Origin of the sequence: Paeniglutamicibacter psychrophenolicus, from assembly GCF_017876575.1 — a bacterium.
GTDB lineage: Bacteria > Actinomycetota > Actinomycetes > Actinomycetales > Micrococcaceae > Paeniglutamicibacter > Paeniglutamicibacter psychrophenolicus.
On record NZ_JAGIOE010000001.1, the window covers coordinates 3,855,909 to 3,880,964 of the forward strand.

20 protein-coding genes are annotated in these 25,056 nt (G+C 65.4%); 13 read left to right on the forward strand and 7 right to left on the reverse strand.

The window, feature by feature from the left end; all coding sequences use genetic code 11:
- Positions 1–21: 21 nt before the first annotated feature.
- The 3 genes from JOF46_RS17525 to JOF46_RS17535 all read right to left on the reverse strand — a co-directional run bounded on the left by JOF46_RS17525 (position 22) and on the right by JOF46_RS17535 (position 4,315).
- The gene (locus JOF46_RS17525) at positions 22–2,661 is read right to left on the reverse strand and encodes an NACHT domain-containing protein (RefSeq protein WP_209909456.1); all 2,640 of its coding nucleotides are present in this window, start codon (positions 2,659–2,661) and stop codon (positions 22–24) included.
- 965 nt (positions 2,662–3,626) lie between these two features.
- Positions 3,627–3,839: a helix-turn-helix transcriptional regulator gene (locus JOF46_RS17530; RefSeq protein ID WP_209909459.1), complete on the reverse strand. Its 213-nt coding sequence runs from the start codon at positions 3,837–3,839 to the stop codon at positions 3,627–3,629.
- Positions 3,840–3,841: 2 nt separating this feature from the next.
- Positions 3,842–4,315: a hypothetical protein gene (locus tag JOF46_RS17535; protein WP_209909462.1), complete on the reverse strand. Its 474-nt coding sequence runs from the start codon at positions 4,313–4,315 to the stop codon at positions 3,842–3,844.
- Between the two features lie 399 nt (positions 4,316–4,714).
- Between JOF46_RS17535 and JOF46_RS17540 the strand changes: the two genes are divergently transcribed.
- The 13 genes from JOF46_RS17540 to JOF46_RS17600 all read left to right on the forward strand — a co-directional run bounded on the left by JOF46_RS17540 (position 4,715) and on the right by JOF46_RS17600 (position 19,302).
- Positions 4,715–5,722: a thiamine pyrophosphate-dependent dehydrogenase E1 component subunit alpha gene (locus JOF46_RS17540; protein ID WP_209909466.1), complete on the forward strand. Its 1,008-nt coding sequence runs from the start codon at positions 4,715–4,717 to the stop codon at positions 5,720–5,722.
- Positions 5,719–6,774 carry an alpha-ketoacid dehydrogenase subunit beta gene (locus JOF46_RS17545; RefSeq protein ID WP_209909469.1) on the forward strand — a complete coding sequence of 352 codons (1,056 nt, stop codon included), beginning with the start codon at positions 5,719–5,721 and terminating at the stop codon, positions 6,772–6,774. Before JOF46_RS17540 ends, JOF46_RS17545 begins: the two co-directional genes overlap by 4 nt.
- Positions 6,771–7,001 (forward strand): biotin/lipoyl-containing protein, encoded by a 231-nt coding sequence (locus tag JOF46_RS17550; protein ID WP_071215866.1) that lies wholly within the window; start codon positions 6,771–6,773, stop codon positions 6,999–7,001. The genes JOF46_RS17545 and JOF46_RS17550 overlap by 4 nt, the downstream gene beginning before the upstream one ends.
- A gap of 512 nt (positions 7,002–7,513) precedes the next feature.
- A complete protein-coding gene (locus JOF46_RS17555; RefSeq protein ID WP_209909472.1) occupies positions 7,514–10,054 on the forward strand; it encodes a hypothetical protein in 2,541 nt (846 codons plus the stop codon).
- 167 nt (positions 10,055–10,221) lie between these two features.
- Positions 10,222–11,280: a GTP 3',8-cyclase MoaA gene (moaA, locus tag JOF46_RS17560; protein WP_209912003.1), complete on the forward strand. Its 1,059-nt coding sequence runs from the start codon at positions 10,222–10,224 to the stop codon at positions 11,278–11,280.
- Positions 11,281–11,574: a MoaD/ThiS family protein gene (locus JOF46_RS17565; protein ID WP_209909474.1), complete on the forward strand. Its 294-nt coding sequence runs from the start codon at positions 11,281–11,283 to the stop codon at positions 11,572–11,574. It abuts the gene before it with no gap.
- 93 nt (positions 11,575–11,667) lie between these two features.
- The gene (locus JOF46_RS17570) at positions 11,668–11,955 is read left to right on the forward strand and encodes a hypothetical protein (RefSeq protein WP_209909477.1); all 288 of its coding nucleotides are present in this window, start codon (positions 11,668–11,670) and stop codon (positions 11,953–11,955) included.
- Positions 11,952–13,076 (forward strand): PucR family transcriptional regulator, encoded by a 1,125-nt coding sequence (locus JOF46_RS17575; protein ID WP_483428552.1) that lies wholly within the window; start codon positions 11,952–11,954, stop codon positions 13,074–13,076. Before JOF46_RS17570 ends, JOF46_RS17575 begins: the two co-directional genes overlap by 4 nt.
- Positions 13,077–13,215: 139 nt before the next feature.
- Positions 13,216–14,514 (forward strand): MFS transporter, encoded by a 1,299-nt coding sequence (locus tag JOF46_RS17580; RefSeq protein WP_209909485.1) that lies wholly within the window; start codon positions 13,216–13,218, stop codon positions 14,512–14,514.
- A 21-nt stretch (positions 14,515–14,535) separates the two neighbouring features.
- Complete coding sequence (locus tag JOF46_RS17585; RefSeq protein ID WP_209909488.1) at positions 14,536–15,762, forward strand: thiolase family protein; 1,227 nt, start codon at positions 14,536–14,538, stop codon at positions 15,760–15,762.
- Positions 15,763–15,764: 2 nt separating this feature from the next.
- On the forward strand, positions 15,765–17,321 hold the full coding sequence (locus JOF46_RS17590) for a class I adenylate-forming enzyme family protein (protein WP_209909491.1): 1,557 nt from the start codon (positions 15,765–15,767) through the stop codon (positions 17,319–17,321).
- 28 nt (positions 17,322–17,349) lie between these two features.
- The gene (locus tag JOF46_RS17595) at positions 17,350–18,159 is read left to right on the forward strand and encodes an SDR family NAD(P)-dependent oxidoreductase (protein ID WP_209909495.1); all 810 of its coding nucleotides are present in this window, start codon (positions 17,350–17,352) and stop codon (positions 18,157–18,159) included.
- Between the two features lie 90 nt (positions 18,160–18,249).
- On the forward strand, positions 18,250–19,302 hold the full coding sequence (locus tag JOF46_RS17600) for an MBL fold metallo-hydrolase (RefSeq protein WP_245348179.1): 1,053 nt from the start codon (positions 18,250–18,252) through the stop codon (positions 19,300–19,302).
- A gap of 40 nt (positions 19,303–19,342) precedes the next feature.
- Here JOF46_RS17600 and JOF46_RS17605 read toward each other — a convergent pair whose 3' ends face one another.
- The 4 genes from JOF46_RS17605 to JOF46_RS17620 all read right to left on the reverse strand — a co-directional run bounded on the left by JOF46_RS17605 (position 19,343) and on the right by JOF46_RS17620 (position 24,943).
- Positions 19,343–21,055: an ABC1 kinase family protein gene (locus JOF46_RS17605; protein WP_209909497.1), complete on the reverse strand. Its 1,713-nt coding sequence runs from the start codon at positions 21,053–21,055 to the stop codon at positions 19,343–19,345.
- A gap of 6 nt (positions 21,056–21,061) precedes the next feature.
- Positions 21,062–21,604, reverse strand: a complete 543-nt coding sequence (locus JOF46_RS17610) for a PadR family transcriptional regulator (RefSeq protein ID WP_209909500.1) — start codon at positions 21,602–21,604, stop codon at positions 21,062–21,064.
- 158 nt (positions 21,605–21,762) lie between these two features.
- Entirely contained in the window at positions 21,763–23,286 is a 1,524-nt protein-coding gene (locus tag JOF46_RS17615; protein ID WP_209912007.1) for an alanine/glycine:cation symporter family protein, read from the reverse strand.
- A gap of 253 nt (positions 23,287–23,539) precedes the next feature.
- Complete coding sequence (locus tag JOF46_RS17620) at positions 23,540–24,943, reverse strand: M16 family metallopeptidase (RefSeq protein WP_342592495.1); 1,404 nt, start codon at positions 24,941–24,943, stop codon at positions 23,540–23,542.
- Positions 24,944–25,056: the final 113 nt, after the last annotated feature.

Below are 25,056 nucleotides of genomic sequence, written 5' to 3' on the forward strand. Positions count from 1 at the left end.
GCCTTCCGCAAGTCGTTTGTTTCACAGCCAGTGGTTTCGTGTCAGTTTGGTTACCGCCTCACCGATAGCTTTAGCAGCGGTGACTTCCGGTGACGTTGACACCCGGGACACCACGTCGGTCGACGCGGAATATGCACCGGTTCGCTCCTCAGGTGGCGGGGAGGAGCCAGTCGCAGCGGCTAAATCGACGGCTATTGTGTGCCGATACCTGACCGGCCATCCGTCTAGGCCAAAGACGCGCCGCTGACGTTCGTAGACCACGCCGGTCATGCCGAGTGGGCCAATGGTCTCCTGCAATCGGTTGACCGCGCCGGGTGGGGCAACATCAGCCAGGACTGCAGCCAGGGCAGCGATCACCTCGCGGCAGTGTGCGCTCAGCTGGTCGCAGGCCTCTTGACACGACCGAGGGGCTCGTGGCCGCAACCGGCGATCGCGACGTAGCCGCTGCTTGAGGATGAGTCGCCACAGTCGCACCGCGACCGCAGTAGGCCCATCGCTGTCCTCGGCTACCACCGTCGGCCCCTCGAAGACGGTCGGGGCCTGCGCCGGGTCGACCCACATTGTGGCTCCAGTTCCTGCCTGAGCCATCGTCTTCCCGTTCGCCGTCCGCCACATCGTCACCTCGACGTCCGTGTCATCGGGAAGGACAGCGTTCAGTAAAGCGGCCACGATTCCGGGCGCCTGCTCGCTGATAGTGTTGTGGTCCGAATCACTGACCCGCACCAAGGAAAAAGGCAATTGCTTGGCCACTGCCAGTACCTCTGAGTCGTTGAGCATCCGCATCTGGGAGGAAAACCATAAACGGTTCTCGTCATTTTCGAGCAAGGCCTCTGGCAGGTGGACCAGCCCGTCAGCGTGTGCACGAGCGGCGAAGTAGTCGGCAAAGGAGTCGTGAACAGGCACTCGGAGCGTAGTGCGCCCAATCCCGGTGATCACGGCGTTGACCAGACCGCTTCGAGCAACCGCCTCGCGAATGGCGGCGACATCGGTCGCAACACCACGCTCCTCAAGGAACACTGCGGCTCCGGCGACCATGCGTTCCCACTCCAGCGGGTTTGCGTACCGCCGTCCTTCATCTAGAAGCTCAGCGAACACGACACCGAGCACAGCGACCGCCAGGCGCACGTCACCGCCATTGGCGCGGTCAGACATTCGCGAGACGGTCAACTCGTACACGGATGCCCGGTCGGTGAACGGGACTCCACCGGCCACCAGTTGTAGCGCCAGCTCGAGCAGCATCGGGTTGCCGGCGGCATCGCCCAACGCATGTTCAACCTGCGCCAACGCCTCGTAGCAGCGAGGAGAAAAGTCCTCCATGTCGCCTCCACTGGCTCCCGGCAGAGCTGCTGGTTTCCCACCGTCGGAGGTAACAGGCGAAGAGATGCCGCGCTCCGGTTCGCCCAGCACTTTCGCGGTCAAGGTGAGCCTCTCCAGACGACCGAACGCACTCGGGTATAGCCGTTGCACCGTCGCTGAGGCTGGGAAAACGGCCGCGCACACCCCCTCGTCGCGCCCGACCCCCACCACCCGTGCCCCGCGGACCCCGGCGAGGTGTATGCGAAGATCTGCGGCGAGCTCGGACCTGACCTGCTGCGGAACCTCAGAAATACCATCAAGGATCACGGTCACGCTCGGATCCCCTAGTACTTGGCGGCCCACCCGGCGCGACAACGTACGGCCCACAGCAGTACCCACAGCATCGGCCACCAACCGGTCTAACCGTTGCGCTATGTACGCCTCAGCATGACACATGACAACCTTCTCACCGGCACAAGCAGCACCGCGGCGCCACAAACGCGACAGAGTGGACTTGCCCGAACCGGTCCGTCCAGTCATCAGGAGTGGTCCGCTAACAAGAGCGAGGTCCTCAAGCCGAATGGATGGGCTCTGCCAGCTGGCCCTCAACGTCGGCACAACAAGGTCATCGATTTGTTCTGACGCCACCGCAGTCACGTACTCCCCGACCAAAGAACCAGTCCAGCGATCAGTTTCGGCAAGTCGAGCGATGTCGCCGACAATGGAGACAATTTCGTCTCTCGCGATGAAGCGGTCATCCAAGTCCGGCAGACCTGAGCGAGTAGAGATGACCCGAAACAGCTCGTTGACCCGGTCGGCAGCGTCCTTCTCGGCGTCCGGATGAGTGGGGCCAGTTTCAAGCAGGGCTTTGACCTCCATCTCGGCAGAGAAGAGCAATGCCTCGACTGAGCCCGGTTCCGAAACAATTCGCGCCCGCCCCATGACCACGCATAAAGGGTCTTCGACGTCGACCCCTAGAAGCTCCGCGACCGTATCATACTTGCCATCGCGAGCTTCATCCAACGCAGCAGCAACGGCGCAGCCGGAAGGCCCGAGAGCGCCGTCCGTGAGCAAAGAGAATTCCGAATCTGCACTCAACGGCAGTTCAGCCCATCTGTGAACGATCGCGAGCAGCTCGGCCCGCGCCCACGTGTGAGGCTGAAGACGAGACTTCATCTGCAATCCGCGCACCACGAACGGTCCGGCCCCGCCCGGGTCATCCGCGATGACTTCCAGGTCTAGGGCGTCAACGGCCCCCTCGACACGGATACCGAGCACCGAGTTGTCAGCAGCTACGTCTAGAGCGATAAGAATCGCTTGGCAGTGCTGGTAGTTGATGCCGCGGACCGTATCGACGCCGCTCATAGGCAGTCATTCCCCCTTAACAGGCACGGCGCGAAGGTACGAATCGTGTCTATTCACACCACTATCAGATCATACTGGAGGGATAAATCTCGGCCATTTACTATTCGATGACCTACGTTCCGCACTGGCATCGACTGACATCTGTGTCGTGCCGTTAAAGACGCTCTCAGTTGTCGCCTGTCCATCCTTTTTAAGTCTCACGACGCGCTCGTTGCCGCCGGGTCTCCGCGACGAACGCTAGGCACGTCTCTCGCCTCCACTCGCCGGTCGGTCGGTGCCTTAGACGAGGCTCATGCCAGGTCGAAGATTGTCCTCGATCGCGACAGTTAGCGGGGGCGCTTTACCAGCTACTCGGCTACGCCGAAATCACTTGGATCAACGGTTCCGTCCGCGACGAGCAAACAGGCTGTCGGGCCAACTCGTGGTGTTCGCCGAACAGCACGTGGCCATCGAAAACCTTCACGAAGAGCTGCACGACCATCAACGTGGATTCCGGGGACCACGTGAAGGCCGCAGCGACGTCCGCAGCACGGCACGTTCGTCGCTGCTCCGGATCGTGTCCCTTATGGGCGAGGACGCGCCGCGACAGAACTCTCGACAAGTCTGGGATCGGCCGGTACCCCGAGGCGAAATACAAAACGCCTGGCCATGGGATGCACCTACGGTGCTTCACGGGGACCCGCCGGGCCCTCTCGGATCGCTCCTTCACACCGAATTGAGAGACCATGGACAGCACCGGACCGCGCAAATGCGCCTCTGGTTCTGCCACCAGCCGTTTGACCGGAACGCGGCAGGGCGCTTTTCGACAGGAGGGCAAATCACAAAACCACTGGTCAGACGACACCTCTAAACGTTGAAGCGGAACTCCACGGAGTTCCGGTGCAACGTCTAATGGGCCCAAGTCCAATACCCGGATTGCCACGCGGATCAATGGCCGGCAGCAGTCCGCGGCGAGACCCTAGTCTTCAGCCGGGCTGCGCACCCTCTCCCCTGGGGTCGAAGAGATCGTCGATCCTGCATCCAAAAACCTCGGCCAGGCGGAAGGCCAACGGCAAGGACGGGTCGAACCGTCCGCGCTCGATGGAGATCACCGTTTGCCGGGAGACGCCGAGCTCATCGGCGAGTCGTTGCTGTGACCAGCCGCGCTCCTGCCGGCGTTCGGGAAGGGAGTTTTTCACCCTTAGCCCCTCTTCTTCGCCATGAGGTAGCGCACGAAGGTGCTGAAGAAGCCGACCACGATGACCCCGATGAGCGCCCAGAGGACGTCGAGCTCGTACCCCGTGATGGAGAGGATCGCCAGGACCAAACCGGTCAGCATGATGGTGTCGCGGAATGCTCCGGCCATGGCGGCGTCCAACCATGTCGATTCGATCGATTCATCCGGCTTGTCGATCGCTCCCCGCAGGCTCGACCGGTCCACAATGATCGCCCAGACCAGGCCCACGAACCCCCAGGACATCACCAGGGCGAACACCCCGGCGACGGGCAGGGCATGTTCGCCGTCTGCCACACCTGTCCAGAGGGTGATTGCACCGACGCCGACGGCCAGCAGCAGCCCGACCGGGATGGCGACGGCCATGGCGGGCAGCCGGCCTTCGGCGAAGCGGATGCGGCCCCAACGCGTGCGGCTGTCGGTTCTGGTTTCACTGCTCATGGACACTCCTTAAGTAAAGCGTGCTTGACTTGTAAAACAAGCTTGACATGTAAAGCTCGTTTTACGCAAGCCCTCGGCCCCGAAGCAGGAAGCAAGGAGCATGACTCGACGTTCGGTCAGCCGCATGGACGGCCGGCCCGCAACATGGGCCTGCAGCTCAGCGCATGGCCCCATCGCGTTCCGCGGGCGCAGGCGAACGCACCCCGGGCAGTGTCATCAGGTCACCGGCGACTTCCATGACGGCGGACCCGGGAACCGCGTGGAAGGCAGAGGACTGCTCCCGCGGCGTCCGCCGGAACCGATGCCACCAACCCTTCCCCGGCCCTTGCACCCGTGCCTACCATGGGGCCATCACGGTTGGCGTCAACCGGGCGCACCGCAAAAAGCAGGAGAAGAGCCATGACGGTTCAATCTGCCCTGTCCGCAACGGACAGACTCAATCTATTGCGCATGATGGTGTTGATCCGCACCTTCGAGGAAGCCATCTTGCGCGAATACCATGCCGACAAGTCCCCGGGCTTCGACATCGGGGCCGGGCTGGTGCCCGGCGAAATGCACCTGGCCGCCGGCCAGGAACCTGTCGCGGCGGGGATCGGCGCACACCTGTCACTTGGCGACGCCATGACGGCAACGCACCGCCCGCACCACCTGGCCATCGCGCACGGCGTGGACATGCGCAAGATGGCCGCGGAGATCTTTGGACGGGAGACCGGGCTGGGCCGGGGCCGCGGCGGGCACATGCACCTCTTTGATCCCGAGGTCCATTTCTCCTGCTCCGGGATCGTTGCCGAGGGGTTGCCTCCGGCGCTCGGGCAGGCCCTTGCCTTCCAACGTGCAGGGACCGATAAGGTGGCGGTCGCCGTGGCAGGGGAAGGCGCCGCAAACTCGGGCGCGTTCCACGAGTCACTGAACCTCGCCGCACTGTGGAAGTTGCCGGTGGTCTTCGTGATCGAGGACAACGACTGGGGAATTTCGGTCCCGCGCTCGGCCTCGACCTCGGTGCCGTCCAACGCGGTCCGCGCCGCCTCCTATGGGATCCCGGGAACCCGCGTGGAGGACAACGCCGTCGAAGATATCTGGGCAGCTGTCGGCGAGGCGGTCCGCCGGGCCAGGGCCGGCGAGGGACCCAGCCTGATCGAGGTGCACACCCTGCGCCTGTGGGGCCACTTCGAGGGCGATGCCCAGGGCTACCGCGGCGATCTGGAGGGCGTGCCGGGGCGCGACCCGATCCCCACCTACCAAAAGCACCTCACCGACGCCGGAATCCTCGACGACGGAGCATTCACCGAGATGGGGGCCGCGGCCTCCGCCACGGTCGAGGAAGCGATCGCCTTTGCGAAGTCCTCGCCCCTGCCCGATCCCGCCGACGCCTTGAAGTATGTATTCACCGAAGGAGCACAGTCATGAGCACCGCGCCCACGACACAAATTCAGCTGCCGCTCGAGCCCGAGGCGGGCCGCCGCAAGCTCTCCACCGCGAAGGCCATGGTCGAGGCCATCGCCCAACAGATGCACACCGACGAGAAGGTCTTCGTGATGGGCGAGGACGTCGGCGCCTACGGCGGCATCTTCTCCTCGACCACCGGGCTGCTCGACGAGTTCGGCCCCGAACGCGTGATCGACACCCCGATCTCGGAAACCGCCTTCATCGGCCTTGGCATCGGGGCCGCGGTCGAGGGAATGCGCCCTGTGGTCGAGCTGATGTTCGCCGATTTCTTCGGGGTCTGCATGGACCAGATCTACAACCACATGGCCAAGATCCACTACGAGTCCGGCGGCAACGTGAGGGTGCCGATGGTGCTGATGTCCGCGGCCGGCGGCGGGTACTCCGACGGGGCCCAGCACTCGCAGTGCCTCTGGGGTACCTTCGCCCACCTGCCGGGCATGAAGGTCGTCGTCCCGTCGAATCCCTATGACGCCAAGGGGCTGATGACCGCAGCCATCCGCTCCGATGACCCGGTCATCTACCTGTTCCACAAGGGAATCATGGGACTGGGGTGGATGAAGAAGAACCCGCGCTCGATCGGCGCGGTGCCCACCGACGCCTACGAGGTGCCGATCGGCAAGGCCCGCGTGGCCCGGGAAGGGAAGGACGTCAGCATCGTGACGCTTTCGCTCTCCGTGCACCACTCCCTGGATGTCGCCGAGAAGCTCGCCTCCGAAGGCATCGACGTGGAGGTCATCGACCTGCGCACCGTGGTGCCGCTGGACCGGGAGGCGATCGTGGCCTCCGTCGGCAAGACGCGCCGGCTGGTCGTGGTGGACGAGGACTACCAGTCCTTCGGCCTCAGCGGCGAGGTCATCGCCACGGCGGCCGAGGCACTGCCCGGCGGGCTCAAGCACGTCTCCCGCGTCGCGGTCCCCGACGTCCCGATCCCCTATGCCAGGGACCTGGAGTACTCGGTGCTGCCGACCCCGGCACGCATCGAGGCGGCTGTGCGTCAGGCGGTGGCGGGATGAGCCAGATCCTGTTCCCCGTGATGACCGAGGATGCCGAAGCCAAGGGCGTCGTGGTCACCTGGTTCTTCGAGGACGGCGAGCAGGTGGAGGTCGGCGACCTGATCGCCGAGATTGCCATGGACAAGGTGGACAGGGAAATCAAGGCCGAAGACGCCGGAGTGCTCAGGGTGCTGGTACCCGAGGAGGAAGCGGTCATGCAGGGCGCGGTGATCGGAAGGATCGAATAACCCAGACGTGGTCAGCAGGGCCCGCCCGCGGCCAACCCGACGATGGTTGCGCCGCGGGCGGACCTCGCTGCGTTCGGCCGGAAAAGCCGGGCCGGGGGCCTGCGGAAAAGCTGCGCGGAGAGCCACGCCCTGGGACCAAGCAACACCGATGGCACTTGCTGGCCTCGCGCAGGCGGGAATTTTTTGCGGGCGGACCTCGCGGGACTATGAGACCCCCCGGAGGCGCAGGGATTTCCGCCGGGGAGAATTTCGATCGCTCTTCCACCGCGGGTCGCCCCCTAAGGCCCGGAATTCCGAGCCCGTCAGACCCCTTGCGGGAGGGTGCGACAGAATCGATGGCAAGAAGTCGCACCTCACGGGTTCCCCTTTTGAGGGGCGAAACATGGAAGTAGGCGGGTGGCAGCGGTTCTGATTTTTCCACGTAGCGCAATGCCGGGTAGTCGATGGCCTGACAATTACTCAATTTTCGTTAGAATTGGCTGGTTCACGCCCGCGTACGCCCGATTGAGTCCATGAGCCGCAAAGCCACACCACCGACCCGTTCCAACAACAAGCCGAATTTCGGTCTCCCCTGGATTTCCATCCTTCTCGGGGCTGCCACCGTGGTTTTCGGAACCACCGGGCTCGTGAACATCGCCACCCAACCGGATTCCGAGGTCCGGATCGTCATTGAGGGCCAGCAGCCGTGGAATATCTCCCGGGAAACGGTCGAAGCCGCACTGGACCAACCCGTCGCTTCCTGGCAACCGCTCACACTCACGGTCACCGACCGGACGCTGAGTCTCGAGGAACAGCAGGGAAACCTCGCCCCGGGCACCGATATCCTGCTGAGCACCAAGCTCCCGAAAGCCGCAAAGATCGATGTATACGACGGCTCGATCAGGCGAGCCCAGGCCCGCGACAAGGTGGCAATCCGCCCCTTCTTCGACGATCCGGCCCAAAACCTCGCCGTCGGCCAGGATATCCACGACGCATACCAGGCCAATGTCGGAATCGGCCACGGGCCGCTGGCGGTCATCGCCGCGGCACAAGAAGCATCCCTGCACCTCGACCACGGGTCTCCGCCTTCGCCCTGGCCCTGGATCATGGCCACCGCGCTGGGCCTGGCGCTGACGGCGTTCGCCCTCTCCAAGGCACAACGCCGCCGTTCCCGCTGGGGAGCCCGTTTCCGCCGGCTCACCGCCGCGCAGCGCCAACTTGCAGGCGTGGTCCTGGAGCTCGAAGCCCTCGAGGTCACCTACCTCGCCATCGACCCGGAGCAACGCCCCCGGGGGTTCACTGCCGCTTGGACCAAGGTGCGCGATGCATCGCTGGACTTGGCGCGCACCGAGGAAAAGGTCGTCGCAGCGGTGCATGCGCGCGGCAGCGGCATGACACCGGAAACCGCCCGAAAGCTCGAAAGTTTCGAATCCCTGGTGTCGCAATTGGCCGCATCGGCCGACGCCGTGATGGGTGCCGGTGCCGTCATTGGACGCTTCCGCGGCGGCGAAAACACCTTCCAGCGGATGACCGCGCCGCTGGCATTCGCCACCAGGGAACTGTTGGCGCGCCTGCGCGCCGCCCCCGCCGGCGCGATCGATCCGCGGGCCGTCACCGGCCTTGAATCCGCATTGGACGCCCTGCTTGAGGCAAGCACCGGCAAGACGGGCGGGTCCGAACATGCCGTGCGCGCCTGGGACCAAGCGGAGCGTGCACTCCGGCGCCAGGCGCATGCGCTCTCCCGGAAGTTGGGCCGCCCGCGGAGGTTGCGCCGCATGCTTCGGCGACGCCCTTCGGCGGCCCCGAGGCCCGCCGAAGACCTGAGCGTGTTGCGTACGAGCCTTGGCTTGACCCCCCAGGGTTCGCGGCTGTCCCTGAATGCGGTGGACGAGGTGAACGCCATGGCCCGTGAAGCGTTCGGCAGGCTCCCTGAATTCGATGACGCAGCGGAACCGGCACGCCGCAAGACCCCGTTGCATCCCTCACTCCGCACGGGCATCCGCCAGGGCACCAAGGTGCTCGCCGGAATCGCCCTGGTGCTGGCCTCGGCCATGCAAAGCTCGATGGTCATCATCACTATCGAAGACGTGGCCGAAGCCGTGCCGACCGGAAACCGGCCATTGCAGGCATTGCGCTTTGAGCCCGACGACAGCAAGTTCGACGTGGAAGAAATCCGCCACGGCCTCCCGGTCGATTTCACCGAAGACCTGGACGTGACGGTGGTTGCCCGGGACGCTGAGGATGAGCTGCAGCTCACCCTGGACCCCGAGGTCCGAGCGAAGATTTACAACCCCTCCGACCCTTTCGCGCATACCCGCTTCGACCCCAAGCTGCTGGTGGAATCCATGTGGACGATCAAGGCCCAATACCCCCACCTGGTTGACGAGGGCAGCGGGGAACTGCTCCCCGGACAGGTGGTGCTGCCTGTGTGGTTTTTTGATGATGGGTCCACCACGGCGCCCGCGTGGTTGACCTCGGCGGTCGCAACCGGCGAAACCTCCGCGCTAGGCAGGTTCAACTGGAATACCAACAGTTTCTCCCCCGATATGTCACCCGAGTGGGCGGTGTCCAACACTCTGGATCGCCTGGCGAGGGTTCTGCCGCTGAACGACCATCGGGAGCTGGACTCCAACCTGGATCCCCTCTTCTGGTTACTGCTCCCCACCAATGGGCTTGTCCTGGTCATCGGGTACCAGGTGCTTCGCTACGGCGGCAGCATGTCCATGCGCCTGGGCCGCTTCGGCAAGGGCTCCGCCAGGTTGCGCAACGTGCGCCGGGAACTTGAGGCGCTGACCCTGGGGTTGGACGATTCGCGGCTCAATGCGGTGTTCATGTTTGATCGCGGGTCGGTCCCGCTGGCGGCCTCCGGCGACCAAAGACTCTTCGAAAGTGCGCTGGCCGTGGCCTGGCGCATGGCCGAAGAACTCGCCGCCCGCCCGCTGGCCCAGCGCTTCGGCCCGGATTACACGGCGCAGATCCACAGGCTCGAATACCTGGTCTCGGTGCTCTCCGTGCGCGATGCCGATGTTGCGGGGCGCGCCCGGGCCCTGCTCGGGGCCATGCGCGAGGCCTGATTGCCGGAATGCCGAATGGCCGCCGGCAGGCGCATCCCCAAGCCTGTCGACATGGGTCGGTGTCCGCCAAGGGCCAAGCCACAGAGGGCGCATTGCCCGGCAAGGTGGACTACCCTCGATATATGGCGACGAACACTGATACACCACGAAAAACCGTCAGCCTGCCCATGCCCACCATCCTGACCCCGGCCCCGGCGGACGCCCCCGGGCTCAGCGACAAGTTCGGCCGGCAAGCCACCGACCTGCGCATCTCGCTGATCGACAAATGCAACCTGCGCTGCACCTACTGCATGCCCGCCGACGGACTGGCCTGGCTGCCCAAGTCCAAGCTGCTCACCCTGGAGGAGATCAGCCGGATCGTGCGCATCGGCGTGCGCGATTTGGGCATCCGCGAACTGCGCCTCACCGGCGGCGAACCCCTGGTCCGCGTGGACCTGGCCCAGATCATTGCAGCCGTCCGCGCCGAGCACCCCGAGCTTCCGATCTCGCTGACCACCAACGGGGTCGGGCTGGCCAAGAAGGCCGCCGCGCTCGCCGAGGCCGGGCTGACCCGCATCAATGTCTCCCTGGACACCCTGCATGCCGAGACCTTTGCCAAGCTCACCCGCCGCGACCACATCGACTCGGTGTTCGCCGGAATCGACGCCGCGCTGGCCGCCAACCTGGCACCGGTGAAGATCAACGCGGTGCTGATGCGCGGGATCAACGACGAACAGGCCCCCGAGCTTTTGGCCTGGGCGCTGGAGCGCGGACTGGAGCTGCGCTTCATCGAGCAGATGCCGCTGGATGCCGACCACGTGTGGCGCAAGGACAACATGGTCACCGCCGCGGATTTGCGCGCCTACCTGGAAACCCGCTTCCGCCTCTCCCCCGACACCAAGCCCCGCGACGGGGCCCCGGCCGAACGCTTCCTGGTCTCCACCCTTGAAGACCCGGAGACCATCCTGGGCGCGGTGGGCATCATCGCCTCGGTCTCCGAGCCCTTCTGCTCCGACTGCAAGCGCACCCGCATCACCGCCGAGGGCAAGGTCATGAGCTGCCTGTTCTCCAAGGAGGAAACCGACCTGTCCGCGCTGCTGCGCGACGGCTCGGACGATGCGGCGATCTCCGAACGCTGGCGCGCGGCGATGTGGGGCAAGCCCCGGGCCCACGGCATGGACCATGCCGGGCTCGGCTCGAAGGACTTTGTACAATCGGAGCGCTCCATGAGCGCCATTGGAGGATAATTGCGCATTCGCTACTTCGCCGCCGCCGCACAGGCCGCAGGCATCACCGAGGAACACCTCAACCTGGTTCAGCTGCCCGGGGCCACCCTGGGCTCGGTGCTCGAGCACCTGGCCGCCCGCACCCCCGCCTCCGCGCCGGTGGCCGACGGGCCGCTGCTGCGCCGCACCACTTCGCTGGGCACGGTGCTGACCCGCTGCAGCTTCCTGGTTAACGGAACCAGCGAACAAGACAAGGACCGCGTGCTGCACCCCGGCGACGAGCTGGACGTGCTCCCGCCCTTCGCCGGCGGATAGCCGCTACGACCCCGGGTGGCCCCGCACGTCACCGAATCCCTGAACGCCGCCTTCGGTGTCCGGTTCCCGGCTTCCGCCAACCAGCAGAAACCCATGGCCCAGGGCATCAAAAGCACCTGGACCAGCGACGACGACGCGGTTGCCATTCCGCAGGTCACACCGGACGTGCTTCAGTTCGGCACCTCATTCGACACCTCGGCGGAACTCCTCGAACGCGTGCAACTCGCGTTGGCCGGGGAAACCGGCTTCCTGCTCGATGAAGGAGTGGTCGACGGACCCGAGGGCGCAGACCTATGCATGATCCACGAGGCTGCGCCGGGCGACACATTTGAACGCCGCGGACGGCCCCAAGGGTGGCAGCGGTGCATGATGTTGGAATGATTAGTGCAATCTTCCAGCGCCTCGTGGCAGCCTTCGAAGACGATCAGGAAAGTGTCGGCTCTGCCGTGCGGAGAGTGAGGCGAGAGATTCCGTCTTACGCCGAGGTGTCCCACGAGCAGCTGGTAGCGAGTGTCAACCGCAACCGCGCGATGGCGCTTCGAGCCCTCGCCACCGGGCGGGTGCCCCCGGCCGATGAGATCTGGGAAGCCGAAATGGCTACCCTCGAGCGGCTGCGCGCGGGGGTGCCCATCGAGGACATCATGGCCGCCTTCAGGGTTTCCATAGCGAGCATCCAGGACCGGCTGGTCGAGCTCGCTTTCGAAGTGGGCATAGACAGCAGCCAGGTCGTGGCCATGACCACGCTCCTCTGGCGGCTCAGCGACGCTTTCGCGTCACGAGCCGGGGCCACCTACCGCCACGAGGGCCTGGCCCATGCGCTGGCCGACCAGCGCCGCCGGGACGAATGGTTCTCCGGGGCTCTGGGCGGCACCCTCAGCCCGACCCAGCTTGCCCACGGCTGCAGCGCCTACGGCCTGAACCCGGCCGGGACCTACCGGGTTCTCTGCGCAGCCCCGGCCGGGGACGAATCCCTCGAGCGAACCATGTCTGATCTGCAGGGTAGGCGGGACAAGCCCCTGCTCACGATGCCGCTGAACGGTCATATCGTCGGGCTCGTCGGGGACTTGTCCGTCGACAGTCCGCACCACCTCGTCGCCGTCGGAACGCCGGTTCCGCTTGAGCGGCTGCCCGAATCGCATCGAATCGCCGAACGCATCTTGGCCTCCGCGCGGTTTCAGTTCGCCGAAGGAGTCCACACTCTCGAAAGCCTCGGGTGGATGTTCGCCGTACCCTTGGCCAAGGAACTCCGCGCACTTCTCCGGGACCGTTACATTGGGCCGATGCGGGCGGCAGGCGAATTCGGCGACCAGGCCATCGCCGCCGTCCGCAGCTACCTGGCCCACGAGTGCAGCATCCCCCGCACCGCCGAGGCCCTGTTCGTCCATGTGAACACCTTGCGCTACCGCCTCGCCCGGTTCGAGGAGCTTACTGGCCGATCGCTGCGTTCCACGGACACCCTGGTCGAGCTGTCCTTGACGCTCCACGACATGCCCCCTTCGTAGCCAGCTACGAAAAGACGGTCAAAGCGTTGGAGTCACGTCCGTGGCGGCAGATGTGACGCGCGCCATATTGTTTCAGGAGGAGGCCGGATCGACGACCACGGCGCCCGTTACCTCAAGTACCTGAGACGAAGGAGTCCCGATGCCGCTGCATCAAGCCACTGCCCCCTCCCCTACCAAGGGCCGCTCGTACCGTACCAAGCAGCTCATGGCGGCATCGGTGGGCAACGCCGTTGAGTGGTTTGACTGGTATGTCTACTCGATGCTGGCCGTGTATTTCGCCACCCAGTTCTTCCCCGCGGAGGGCGATAGCCTTGTCCCGCTGCTTTCCACCTTGGCGATCTTCGCCGTCGGATTCTTCGCCCGGCCCCTCGGAGGGCTTCTGATCGGGCTTGCGGCCGACCGTTATGGCCGGCGCCGGGTGCTGAGCCTGACGATCGTCGGCATGGGCGTCGGCAGCCTCATGATTGGGCTGGCTCCCACCTACGCCCAGGTTGGCATCGTGGCTCCAATCATCCTGCTGGTCGCCCGGCTCATCCAGGGTGCCTCGGCCGGCGGAGAGTACGCCGCCGGATCTGCCTTCCTCATTGAATCCGCACCAGAGGGCAAGCGTGGCCTCTTCTCCAGCTTCTTCTACATCAGCGCCACGGCGGCCAACCTTCTGGCCATCGGCATCAGCGCCCTGCTGGCAAACACCCTGGATGCCCAGAGCATGGCGACGTGGGGGTGGCGGATCCCGTTCATCCTGGGGTCGCTCGCGGCCGTGGTGGGCATGTGGGTTCGCAAGCATGCCGAGGAGACTCTCCCCGAACTCGAAAAGAGCCCCGCCAAGAAGGTTCGTGTGGGCATGTTCGACTTCTTCCGGGAGCACCCCCGGCAGGCTCTGCAGATTTTCGGCCTGACTGCGGCCCCCGCCCTGGCATTTTATGTGTGGACCGCCTACCTCCCGACCTATGCGAGCATCACGGTTGGCTTCGATTTGAAGCGGGGCCTCATGACGGGCGTTATCTCCCTGTCCGTTTTCCTGGTGCTCCAACCTATTTTCGGCGCCCTGTCGGACAAGGTGGGCCGCAAGCCCTTCCTGCTGACCTTCGGCCTGTTCTTCACCGTGGGCACCGTGCCCTTGTTGAACTCGCTCCAGCCATCCTTCGGGAGCCTGCTCTTCGTCCAGGTCATCGGACTGGTGTTCATCGCCTGCTGGTCGAGTGTCTCCTCCGCAGTCGTGTCCGAACTCTTCCCCGCCCGACTGCGCAGTTCAGGCATTGGCTTCCCCTATGCGGCGGCCGTCGCCCTGTTCGGCGGCACCGGCCCGTACGTGGCCACCTACCTTGTCAGTGCGGGGAATGCCGGGTACTTCGCCTGGTATGTCGCCGCGCTCGCCCTCATCAGCACCGTGGTGTTCGCATTCATGCCTGAGACCGCACACCGCCCGCTCCGCTAACCACTGAAGGTAAAACCAACCATGACTACACGAACCTGGATTGTCGGCGTCGGAATGACGAACTTCGGCATCCACGCCGACAAAACCAACCACGAGCTTGCCCAATGGGCTATCCGCGACGCCCTCCAGGACTCCGGTGCGGACCGGGCAGACATCGGTGCCGTCTTCTACGGGACTGCGACGCACGGGCCCCTCGAAGGACAGGCGATGGTCTCGGGCCAGATCGCCTCCCGCGGCATCGGCATTGAAGGGGTGCCCGTCTTCAACGTCGAGAACGCCTGTGCCACCGGCTCAAGCGCGTTCAACCTGGCCGTCACGCACATCCGCGCCGGAGAGGCGGACATCGCACTTGCCGTCGGCTCCGAGAAGATGCACATCGGCAACGCCGATCGCACGATGGCCCTCTTCGACTCGGCGTATGACGTCACCGACCCCGAGGCCCTGAAGCGCACCCTCAAGGAACTTGGCGGAGAGATCGATGAGCCCGACCTCGGTCCCCGGTCCATCTTCATGGACATCTACGCGGCGATGGCGCGAAACCACATGCGGACGTACGGGACGACGCCGGAGCAGATCGCGGCCGTCGCCGCCAAGAACCACGCCCATGCGGTGCACAACCCGCGGGCACACTACCGCAAGGCCATGACCGTGGAGCAGATCCTGGCCGCACGGAAGCTCTCGCACCCATTGACGGTCCCGATGTGCTCCCCCATCACCGACGGCGCCGCCGCCGTAGTGGTGTGCAGCGACGAGGGACTGCGCCGGCTGCGCGCCGAGAGGCCCGTGCAGGTGTTGGCGTCCGTCATCGGCACCGGAACCGACAGGGATACCACGGCCTTTGACGGCCACATCTCGCAGCACGTCGCGGCACGGGCATACGAGCGGGCAGGCGTCGGCCCCGCGGACATGGACGTCGCCGAAGTCCACGACGCGACGGCGTTCGCGGAGGTGATCCAGACGGAGATGCTCGGCCTCGTTCCCGCGGGGGACGGCGGTCCGGCGGCGGCACGCGGGGAGACCAGCCTCGGCGGCCGCATCCCCGTCAACACTTCGGGAGGTCTTGAATCCAAGGGCCACCCCATCGGGGCCAGCGGCCTCGGCCAAATCTTCGAACTCACCGAGCAGCTCCGCGGAACGGCCGGGCCCCGCCAGGTCTCCGGTGCACGCTTCGCCATTGCCGAGAACGGCGGCGGCTTCCACCGCGGCGAAGAGGCCGTCGCATCCATCATTATCCTGAAAGGCAAGTAGCAATGGCAGTCATCGACTTTTTCGACCGTGGCTGGAGCCTCAACCCCGGCGGCACCGCGTACTGCACCGACACGGAGACGTGGACCTTCGACGAGGCCGGCGAGATGTCCTGCCGCATCGCCAACGGGCTCCGTGCCTCGGGTGTGGGCCGGGAAACGAACGTCGCAGTGCTCTCGCCGAACGCGCCGCTCGCGTGGATCTGCGTGTTGGGCATCTGGCGGTCCGGGGCCGCCTGGGTTCCGCTGAACCCGAGCCTCCCCGAGCCCGAGACCGCCAAGCTGCTCGATCGCTTCGACATCGAGGTGCTGTTCTACCACCCCTCCCTGAGCGGGCAGATCGAGTACTTCCGCGCAGGGCTCGGCGATCGGATGACCTTCGTCGCGCTCGGCGAGGGGACGGACGACAGCCCACTGGCGGAGTGGGTCGCAGACCAGCCCCCGTCCAAGCCTGAAATCCTCTACCCCATGGACGACGTTGTCATGGTCGCCCCGACCAGCGGAACCACCGGCGCTCCAAAGGGCGTCATGAACACCAATCGCTCCATCCAGACAATGGTCGTGCACCAGATGTTGGCGCTTGAATATCCGGGGGAGGCCAGGATCGTCAATCTCGCGGCGGCGCCCATGACCCACACATCGGGCATGCTCAGCCTGCAGAGCACCGCCCGGGGTGGCACCGTGGTGGTGGTGCCGCGCGCCACCCCGGACCATATCCTCCCGGCCATCGAACGCCACGGGGTCACCGAGCTCTTCCTCCCGCCCACGGTTATCTACCGGCTCCTCGAGGTGCTGGAGAACCAGCCCCGGGACACCTCCTCGCTGTGCTACCTTCTGTATGCGGCGGCCCCCATGTCCGTGGACAAGCTCCGGCAGGGGATCGCCATGCTGGGGCCCGTGTTCATCGAGTGCTACGGCCAGATGGAAGCCCCTGCCGCCATCACGTTCCTCCGCCCGCACGAACACTTCATTGACGGTCAGGTTGCCCCCGCCGACCGGCTGGCCTCCTGCGGGCGCCCTTTCCCCCTGGTGTCCGTGGCCATCAAGGACCCTGCGTCGGGCAAGGATCTGGGCGTCGGAGAGACAGGTGAGATCTGCGTGCGCGGCGACCTGCTCATGAAGGGCTACTACAAGGAACCCGAGAAGACCGCGGAAACCATCATCGACGGGTGGCTCCACACCGGGGATCTCGGACGCCTCGACGCCGAGGGCTTCGTGTACGTGACCGACCGCAAAAAGGACATGATCATCTCGGGCGGCTTCAACGTCTACCCCCTTGAGGTGGAACAGGTGCTCTGGTCCCACCCCGCCGTCGAGGACTGCGCAGTCGTGGGCGCCCCGGACGACGACTGGGGCGAACGGGTGGTCGCGGTCGTCCAGTTCAAGCCCGGCTGGGAGGCCGATCCGGAAGACCTGAGGCAGCTGTGCCGGGACCAGCTCGGCCCCATCCGCGCACCCAAGAATGTCGTGGTTGTGGACCGGCTACCTCGCAGCGCCAATGGCAAGGTCCTGAAGAAGGAGGTCCGAGAGCGCTTTTGGGAACACGCCGGCCGGGCCATCTGAGAACGAACGAAAACTGGAAAGGGAGAACATGAAAGAGCTTGAGAGCAAGGTTGCACTCGTTGTTGGGGCCGGCTGCATCGCTGAGGGGATGGGAAACGGGCGGGCGACGGCGATGACGTTTGCCCGTGAGGGCGCAACGGTCATATGCGCCGACATCAACGGGGAATCCGCACAGGAGACGGCCCGCCTCATCCGCGACGAGGGCTTCGAAGCCTCATCGGCCACCTTGGACGTGACCGACCTTGGTGATGTCGAGCGTGTTGTCGCCGAGGTCATGGGCACGCACGGCCGGATCGATGTCCTGGACAACAACGTGGGCATCGCGTCCGTCGGCGGGGTGACCGACCTGCATCCCGACGAGTGGGAGCGCGTCTTCAAGATCAACTTGTCCGGTGCGTTCAACACCATGCGCGTGGTTATTCCGCACATGTCCGCCGCCGGCGGCGGGAGCATCGTCAACATCTCCTCCGTGGCCGGCATCAGGTGGAGCGGCGTCCCGTACGCGAGCTACTACGCGAGCAAGGCCGCCCTCAACCACCTCAGCCGTACCACCGCGGTGGAATTCGCGCCGAAGCGCGTCCGCGTGAACGCCGTCCTGCCCGGACTTATGAAGACCCCCATGGTCGCCACGTCCGGCCTGGCGGGCAGCTACTCGAGCGAGAGCGTGGACGCGATGTGGCGCAAGCGCGATCGACAGGTACCCCTGGGCCACATGGGAGATCCCTGGGATGTGGCCAACGCCGCCCTCTTCCTGGCCAGCGACCGGGCCAAGTACGTCACCGGAATAGAGTTGGTGGTCGACGGCGGACTGAGTGTCGGTTTTTCCGCACCCGTTTGAGGGCGTGGCAGGCGCCTGGTGCGCCCGCTTCTTGACCATCCCACCATTGCGGCCGAGATCCTGTGTTCCTGCGGCCCCAGAGAGGACCCGATGACCCTTCCCCTGATTACCCTCACCGGCCATGCCCAAAAGGAAGCATGGCAGCTCAAGGTGCTGCCGCCCGTGGAACGTATCGGAGAGGAGATATGGTCCATTCCTGTTCCGTTCCCGAACAATCCCATGCGGTACACCCTCAGCTACCTGCTTCTGGGCGACGGTGACGCCGTTCTGATCGATCCGGGCTGGGACAGTGAAACAGGCATGGAACATCTGGCCAAGGGCATGCGGCAGGCCGGCATTGGCCCGACCGACCTGACGGGGATCGTCGCAACCCATTTCCATTCCGACCATCTGGGAATGGCCTCGCGGCTCCGGAAGAGCACCGGGGCATGGGTGGCCTTGGGAGAGAAGGAAGTGCGGCGGCTCACCGCTGCCGAGAACCTGGACCTCGTCCTGCGGGATGACCGCGAGCAGCTGGCCTTTTGGGGGGTTCCGGCGGATCGGCTGGCCGAGACCGCCTTGGATCGCCCCTCCCTGACCCATCTGCAGAACCTCGCCGATCCGGACCTGAGGCTCAGCCAGGACAGCCTGGTCCCCGCCAAGGGGCTGAACCTGCGGGTGGTCACCACACCGGGGCATTCACCCGGGCATATCTGTCTGGTCGATGAGCCCCACGCGATGATCTTCAGTGGAGACCATGTCCTGCCTCGCATCTCCCCGCACATAGCCTTGGAGCTGCCAGGACCGGTCAACCCACTCGCGGACTACTACGAATCCCTGGACCTGATCGCGTTCGAGGACGAAATGGAGGTTTGTCCCGCGCACGAGTACCGGTTTATCGGCATGCAGCGGCGGGTCGCACAGCTGATCGCCCACAACCGCGAACGTTCTGCGGAGGTACTCCAGGTCATGGAAGCCCACGGGCCCGAAACCGTATGGGACATAGCGCTCCGCCTAACCTGGTCCCGTGGATGGGAATCCTTGCGCGATTTCTCGCTGCGCTTGGCTCTTTCCGAAACAGCCAGCCACGTCGTGTATTTGCGCTCACAGGGCCACACAATCGATGTGCCCGTCACGGATCCAAGCTGGGCTGCCATCACCTGACGGCAGCACCATCCGTCTGCCGCATGACGCGGGCGCGGAACTACACGCTGCGGTGCCCCGTCCACCACCCACGCAGCAGCGGCAGCACCGAACCGATCATCAGCACGTTGCCCAGCACCTCATCGTCGGGCCGCAGGATCGCCCCGGCAATGAGCAGTGCACCGAAGAGGACCGCGTGGACGGCCCTGCGCCCGGTGCGCTCCAACCGGGCCACCCGGCGTTCGAAGCGCGGGTTGGCCACCGAAAGCGAGCCGTCCTCGATCCGGGCGGCAAGCCGGTCAAGCCGGCCGGGCAGCCCCAGGGCGATCACGGCAATCTCGAGTGCCTGATTGGCCACGTCGGAGGCCAGGTTGCCGCGCTCCTCGCGCAGCAATTGGGCGGCATAGGGTTCCACCGAGTCCCAGAGGTTGAATCCCGGATCCAACGAGCTGCAGGCCCCCGAGGTCAATGAGATGGCCCGGATGATCAGCAGGAAGTCCTCCGGCAGCTGGAACGGCAGGGTCCGGATGGTCTGCCCGAATTCATCGGCAAAGCCGCGGAATTCGCGCGGGTCCACCTCGCGCAGCTCGGCAAAGCCCATCCCGCCGAAGCGGGAGAACAGCTGGGTCATGGCCCGTTCAAGCTCGGAGGTGTCGGCCGAGGGCAGCAGCACGCCCACCTGGCTGATGGCCTCCACCAGTCCCTTGCCGTCGCGGGCCGCGGCGGCGATCAGCAGCTTGCGCAGGCCCGAACGCGTGCCCGTGGGCACCTCCCCCATCATCCCGAAGTCGATGAATGTCACTTTCCACGGGTGGCCGCCGGAGGCATCCGGGGCAGGGGTGATGAAGATGTTCCCCGGATGCGGGTCGGCGTGGAAATATCCGTTGGTGAACAGCTGGTCGAACATCACCTCCGCGAACACCGGTGCCACCAGGACCGGGTCGATTCCGGCTGCGGCAAGCGCGCGGGAATCGGTGATCTTGAAGGCCGTGACGTCCTGCAGGGTCAGCACCCTGCGGGTGGTCCTTTCCCAGACAACGGCCGGGACCGCCACCCGCGAATCGTCAGCGAAGTCGGCGGCAAAACGTTCCGCGTTGGCAGCCTCGTGCAGGTAGTCGATCTCCTGGAGGCTGGTTTGGGCAAACTCCGCAACCAGCGCCGGCATGTCCACGCGCTTGGAGACGACCCGGAAATGGCTGAGCCAGCCGCCGACCTTGCGCAGCGCCGCCAAGTCCGCGGCAACGATCTCCTCGATGCCCGGCCGCTGAACCTTCACCACCACGGTGTCCAGCCCGGTGTCTGCGGCATCGGCGGGCAGCAGCCGGGCGCGGTGCGCCTGGCCCAGGGACGCTGCGGCTATCGGGGTCTGCTCGATCCAGGCGAACCGCTGCCCCAGCGGCGCACCGAGCTCCTGCTCGGCCAGGGCACGGATCGCGTCAAAGGGAACCGCCGGCACCTCGTCCTGCAGCCCCTCCAGCTCCTCGGTGATTTCCGGCGGCAGTACATCAAGCCGCGAGGACATGAACTGCCCGACCTTGATCATCAGCCCGCCCAGTTCCAGGGCCAGGGCGTGGAAGCGCCGCGCGAAATCACGCTTCCGCTTCGCGCGGGTGCGCTCGGAGATCCTGGAGAGGCCGATGCGGTGCAGGAAGAGCTCATGGAACCAGATGGTCAGCAGGTGCCGCGCGGCAAAGCGCAGGATGCGGCGGTAGCGGGCGCGGGTGTTCCCCGTTCCGGCACCGGGATTCCCGGGGCCGGCGGGAACAGGGCTCACAGTGCCTCAGCCCTGGGCGAGGATCGAGTACAGCTTGCGGCGGGCCTCGTCGAGCACCGCCACGGCCTCCTGCACCTGCTCCGCGGAGCCGGTGCGGCCCACCTGGGCCGCGGCCTGGGCGAGCTCGACCCCTGCCTTGGGCAGTGCGGCGAACCCGGACCCGGGTGCCGATCCGCCCGGCTCCCAGGGGACGGAGCCCTTGGCCTCGGCCACTTCCTCGCGGCCGGCCTCGGTCAGCGAGTAGATCTTGCGCCCGTTGGACTCCTCGGTGCTCACGATCCCTTCGTCAGACAGCAGCTGGAGCGTGGGGTATACCGATCCGGCGCTGGGCTTCCAGCTGCCGTGGCTGCGTTCCTCGATTTCCCTGATGATCTGGTATCCGTGCATCGGTTGCTCGGCGAGCAGGGCCAGGACCGCGGCGCGGACCTCGCCGCGGCCGGCACGGGTGCCCGAGCGCTTCTCAAAGCGCGAGCGCAGCTCGTCCATGGCCTGCCAGACGCCATCGAAGTTGTTGCCGGGAAATCCCCCGGCCGGGTGTGGATTGTGCATCACGAACTCCTTCGCAAAAAACTCGAACGATATATAGCGATACTCAACGATACGTCCGGGAAACCTCGGATGGCAATGGCCTTGAAGCGCAAAAAAGCGGTCCGGTTCCCGGGAAAAATCCTGGAAACCGGACCGCTTCAGTAATGCTGGCGAATCTATTAGCGCTGGATGCGCTCGGACTCGCTGTCCATGGACAGGCGGGCCTTGCGGGACATGTGGCTGGAGCCGCGCACGTCGCCGGACTTCCATTCTTCCCAACCCTCGCGGTCCTTCATGAACGCCTCGATCTCGGCCTTGTCGGCCTCGAGCTTCGGGTCGTGCTTGAGGTACCAGCGGGTTTCGCGCACGATCAGGCCGGAGAGCAGCAGCAGGCCGATGAGGTTCGGCAGTGCCATCAGGCCGTTCATCATGTCGGAGAAGTTCCACACGGCGGTCAGCTCGGTGGTGCAACCCACGTACACGATCAGCGAGAAGACCACGCGGAACGGCATGACTGCCTTGCGTCCCACGAGGCGCTCGATGTTGCGCTCACCGTAGTAGCACCAGCCCAGGATGGTGGAGAAGGCGAACATGACCAGGCCGATGGTCACGATCCAGTGTCCCCATTCGCCGGGGAGGCCGAAGGTGAAGGCGTGTCCGGTCATCAGCGATGCAGCAATCTGCTCGCCGGTTTCCGGGTCGATGTAGTTCCAGGCGCCGGTGGTGATGATGACCAGGCCGGTGCAGGTGACAACGATGATGGTGTCGATGAAGGTCTGGGTCATGGAGACCAGGCCCTGGCGCACCGGGTGGGTGGTCTGTGCTGCGGCGGCCGCGATGGCAGCCGAGCCCATGCCGGACTCGTTGGAGAAGATGCCGCGGGCCACGCCGAACTGCACGGCGATGATGATGGCCGAGCCGGCGAAGCCGCCGACAGCGGAGGTGCCGGTGAAGGCCTCGGAGAAGATCTGGCCCAGGGCGGCCGGGACCTGGCCGACGTTGGCGATCAGGATGTAGATGGCAGCGCCGACGTAGAAGACGATCATGACCGGCACGAAGCCGGCGGTGACCTTGCCGATGGACTTGATGCCGCCGACGAGCACGATCATAGACAGCACGGTCAGCACCAGGCCGGTGGTCCAGGTCGGAACGCTGAAGGAGTTCTCCAGGTTGGCCGAGATGGAGTTGCCCTGGGTCATGTTGCCGATGCCGAAGCAGGCGAGGGTCGCGGCAATGGCGAAGAAGAGCGCCAGGAACTTGCCGAACGGGCCCTTGATGCCGCGTTCCAGGTAGTACTGCGGACCGCCGGACTTCTCACCCGCGGTGTCGGTGCCGCGGAAGCGGACACCGAGGTAGGCCTCGGAGTACTTGGCGGCCATGCCGACCAGGCCGGTGACCCACATCCAGAACAGTGCGCCCGGGCCGCCGATGCCGATGGCCGTGGCCACGCCGACGATGTTGCCGGTGCCGACGGTCGCGGCCAGCGCGGTGGTCAGTGCCTGGAACTGCGAGATGTCGCCTTCGGAGCCGGCGTCCTTGCGCTTGAGCAGGCCCAAGCGCAGGGCCACGCCCAGCTTGAAGAACTGGAGTCCGCCCAGGCGGATGGTCAGGTAAAGCCCGGTGCCCAACAGCAGCGGGATGAGCATGAACGGTCCCCAGATGACACTACTGATGTCTCCGAAGAATGTTGCAAGGTCTTCCATAAGTATGGTTCCCATATCTTCTCGTGCGAGTGTTGTATTGTGCCGGTGATCAGCGTCACAAAGCACCCATCCTACTCGAACCCGCCCCCAGCTGGTGAGCCGGAGCACAACCCGCACGACCCGCGCACGACAACCGGTATCGTTTGTGCGATTAACGGTGCAAAAGGTCTTCGGGGCAACGAAAAAGACCGTCGTTTTCCCCTCTGAAAAGGGAAAACGACGGTCTTTTGCAGACAAAGCGTCTTTGGGGGCGTTACATCCCGAAGTCGGCCGGGGAATCGAAGGGACCCACCACGGTGATGGTGCGCGGGCGCGAGGCCAGCAACGCAGCCAGCTCCTGCACCTGTGCCGGGGTGACGGCCTTGACGCGGTCCAGCGACTCGTCGATGTCGTGGAAGACACCGGTGACCAGTTCTGCCCGGCCCAGGCGCGACATGCGCGATCCCGGATCCTCGAGGGCCAGCACCATGCCACCGGAGAGCTGGCCGACGGCCTTGCGCAGTTCCTCGTCGGTGATGCCGTGCTCGGCAAGCTTCTCCAGCTCGGAGGCCAGCAACTTGATGACGCGCTCGGTCTTGGCCGGGGCGCACCCGGCATACATGCCGAAGTAGCCGGCATCCGAGTATGCGGCGGAGAACGAGTAGGTGGAGTACACCAGCCCGCGCTTCTCGCGGATCTCCTGGAAAAGTCGCGAGGACATGCCCCCGCCCAGGATCGCGTTCAGCACGCTCATCACGTGGCGGCGCTCGTCGGTGGCCACGATGCCGGGGCAACCCATGATGATGTTGACCTGCTCGACCGGGCGGCGGATCACGTCGATGCGCTCGGAGCCGGTGATCTCGACCGGGACCGTGGAGCGGCGTGGAACCGGGGAGGCACCTTCCTCAAGGTTCCAGCCGGCGGTGCGCAGCGCGGCGAGCACCTGTTCGCAGACGGTGTCGTGGTCCAGGGATCCGGCCACGGTGATGACCAGTTCGTCGGGGGTGTAGAAGCGCTGGTAGTGCTCCCAGACGGCCTCGCGGCCGATGCCGGTGATGGCCTCGGGGGTGCCGCCGATGGGGCGGCCCAGGGCGTGTTCGCCCAGCACTGCCTCGACGAAGCGCTCGTGGGCCACGTCCCCGGCGTCGTCGGCGTCCATCGCGATCTCTTCGAGGATCACGTCGCGTTCCTGCTCGAGCTCATTGGGATCGATCACCGCGGAGGTGACCATGTCGGCAATGACGTCGATCGCCATGGGCAGGTCGGTGTCCAGCACGCGGGCGAAGTAGCAGGTGCTTTCCTTCGCCGTGGCGGCGTTTGACTCGCCGCCCACCTCGTCAAAGGCGGAAGCGATCTCCAGCGCCGTGCGGCGCTTGGTGCCCTTGAACAAGAGGTGCTCGAGGAAGTGGGTCGAGCCGTGCTGACCGTCCTGCTCGTCGCGGGAACCCACAGCCACCCAGAAACCAATGGTGGCCGAACGCTGGCCGGGCATGGCCTCGGTAAGCACGCGAACACCACCGGGCAACACGGAGCGGCGCACCAGCGCCCCACCTGCTTCCCCGTGGATGATGGTGGGGTCTCCCGCCTCGATGGGGGCTGCGGTGTCGGAGACACCGCGCTCCCCTGCCTTGGCAGGGGATACTCCAACGCCGTCGAGCGGCAGGGGAATCATGACCACTGAGAATGTCCTTTGCTTTGCACAGAAAATTTGGGGGCGGAGCGCGCCGTCAAGGGCGCGAAACGCATTCATCCATTCTTCCACAGTGCCACCGATAAGCAGTCGGACTATGA

What these genes read in the sequence shown, in the direction of transcription:
- JOF46_RS17540 (WP_209909466.1), top strand. Translation starts at nt 4,715, where the DNA reads ATGACGGTTCAATCTGCCCTGTCCGCAACGGACAGACTCAATCTATTG.
- JOF46_RS17545 (WP_209909469.1), top strand. Translation starts at nt 5,719, where the DNA reads ATGAGCACCGCGCCCACGACACAAATTCAGCTGCCGCTCGAGCCCGAG.
- JOF46_RS17600 (WP_245348179.1), top strand. Translation starts at nt 18,250, where the DNA reads ATGACCCTTCCCCTGATTACCCTCACCGGCCATGCCCAAAAGGAAGCA.
- JOF46_RS17535 (WP_209909462.1), bottom strand. Translation starts at nt 4,315, where the DNA reads ATGAGCAGTGAAACCAGAACCGACAGCCGCACGCGTTGGGGCCGCATC.
- JOF46_RS17575 (WP_483428552.1), top strand. Translation starts at nt 11,952, where the DNA reads ATGATTAGTGCAATCTTCCAGCGCCTCGTGGCAGCCTTCGAAGACGAT.
- moaA (WP_209912003.1), top strand. Translation starts at nt 10,222, where the DNA reads ATGCCCACCATCCTGACCCCGGCCCCGGCGGACGCCCCCGGGCTCAGC.
- JOF46_RS17570 (WP_209909477.1), top strand. Translation starts at nt 11,668, where the DNA reads ATGGCCCAGGGCATCAAAAGCACCTGGACCAGCGACGACGACGCGGTT.
- JOF46_RS17615 (WP_209912007.1), bottom strand. Translation starts at nt 23,286, where the DNA reads ATGGAAGACCTTGCAACATTCTTCGGAGACATCAGTAGTGTCATCTGG.
- JOF46_RS17555 (WP_209909472.1), top strand. Translation starts at nt 7,514, where the DNA reads ATGAGCCGCAAAGCCACACCACCGACCCGTTCCAACAACAAGCCGAAT.
- JOF46_RS17595 (WP_209909495.1), top strand. Translation starts at nt 17,350, where the DNA reads ATGAAAGAGCTTGAGAGCAAGGTTGCACTCGTTGTTGGGGCCGGCTGC.
- JOF46_RS17550 (WP_071215866.1), top strand. Translation starts at nt 6,771, where the DNA reads ATGAGCCAGATCCTGTTCCCCGTGATGACCGAGGATGCCGAAGCCAAG.
- JOF46_RS17590 (WP_209909491.1), top strand. Translation starts at nt 15,765, where the DNA reads ATGGCAGTCATCGACTTTTTCGACCGTGGCTGGAGCCTCAACCCCGGC.
- JOF46_RS17610 (WP_209909500.1), bottom strand. Translation starts at nt 21,604, where the DNA reads ATGCACAATCCACACCCGGCCGGGGGATTTCCCGGCAACAACTTCGAT.
- JOF46_RS17525 (WP_209909456.1), bottom strand. Translation starts at nt 2,661, where the DNA reads ATGAGCGGCGTCGATACGGTCCGCGGCATCAACTACCAGCACTGCCAA.
- JOF46_RS17585 (WP_209909488.1), top strand. Translation starts at nt 14,536, where the DNA reads ATGACTACACGAACCTGGATTGTCGGCGTCGGAATGACGAACTTCGGC.
- JOF46_RS17580 (WP_209909485.1), top strand. Translation starts at nt 13,216, where the DNA reads ATGCCGCTGCATCAAGCCACTGCCCCCTCCCCTACCAAGGGCCGCTCG.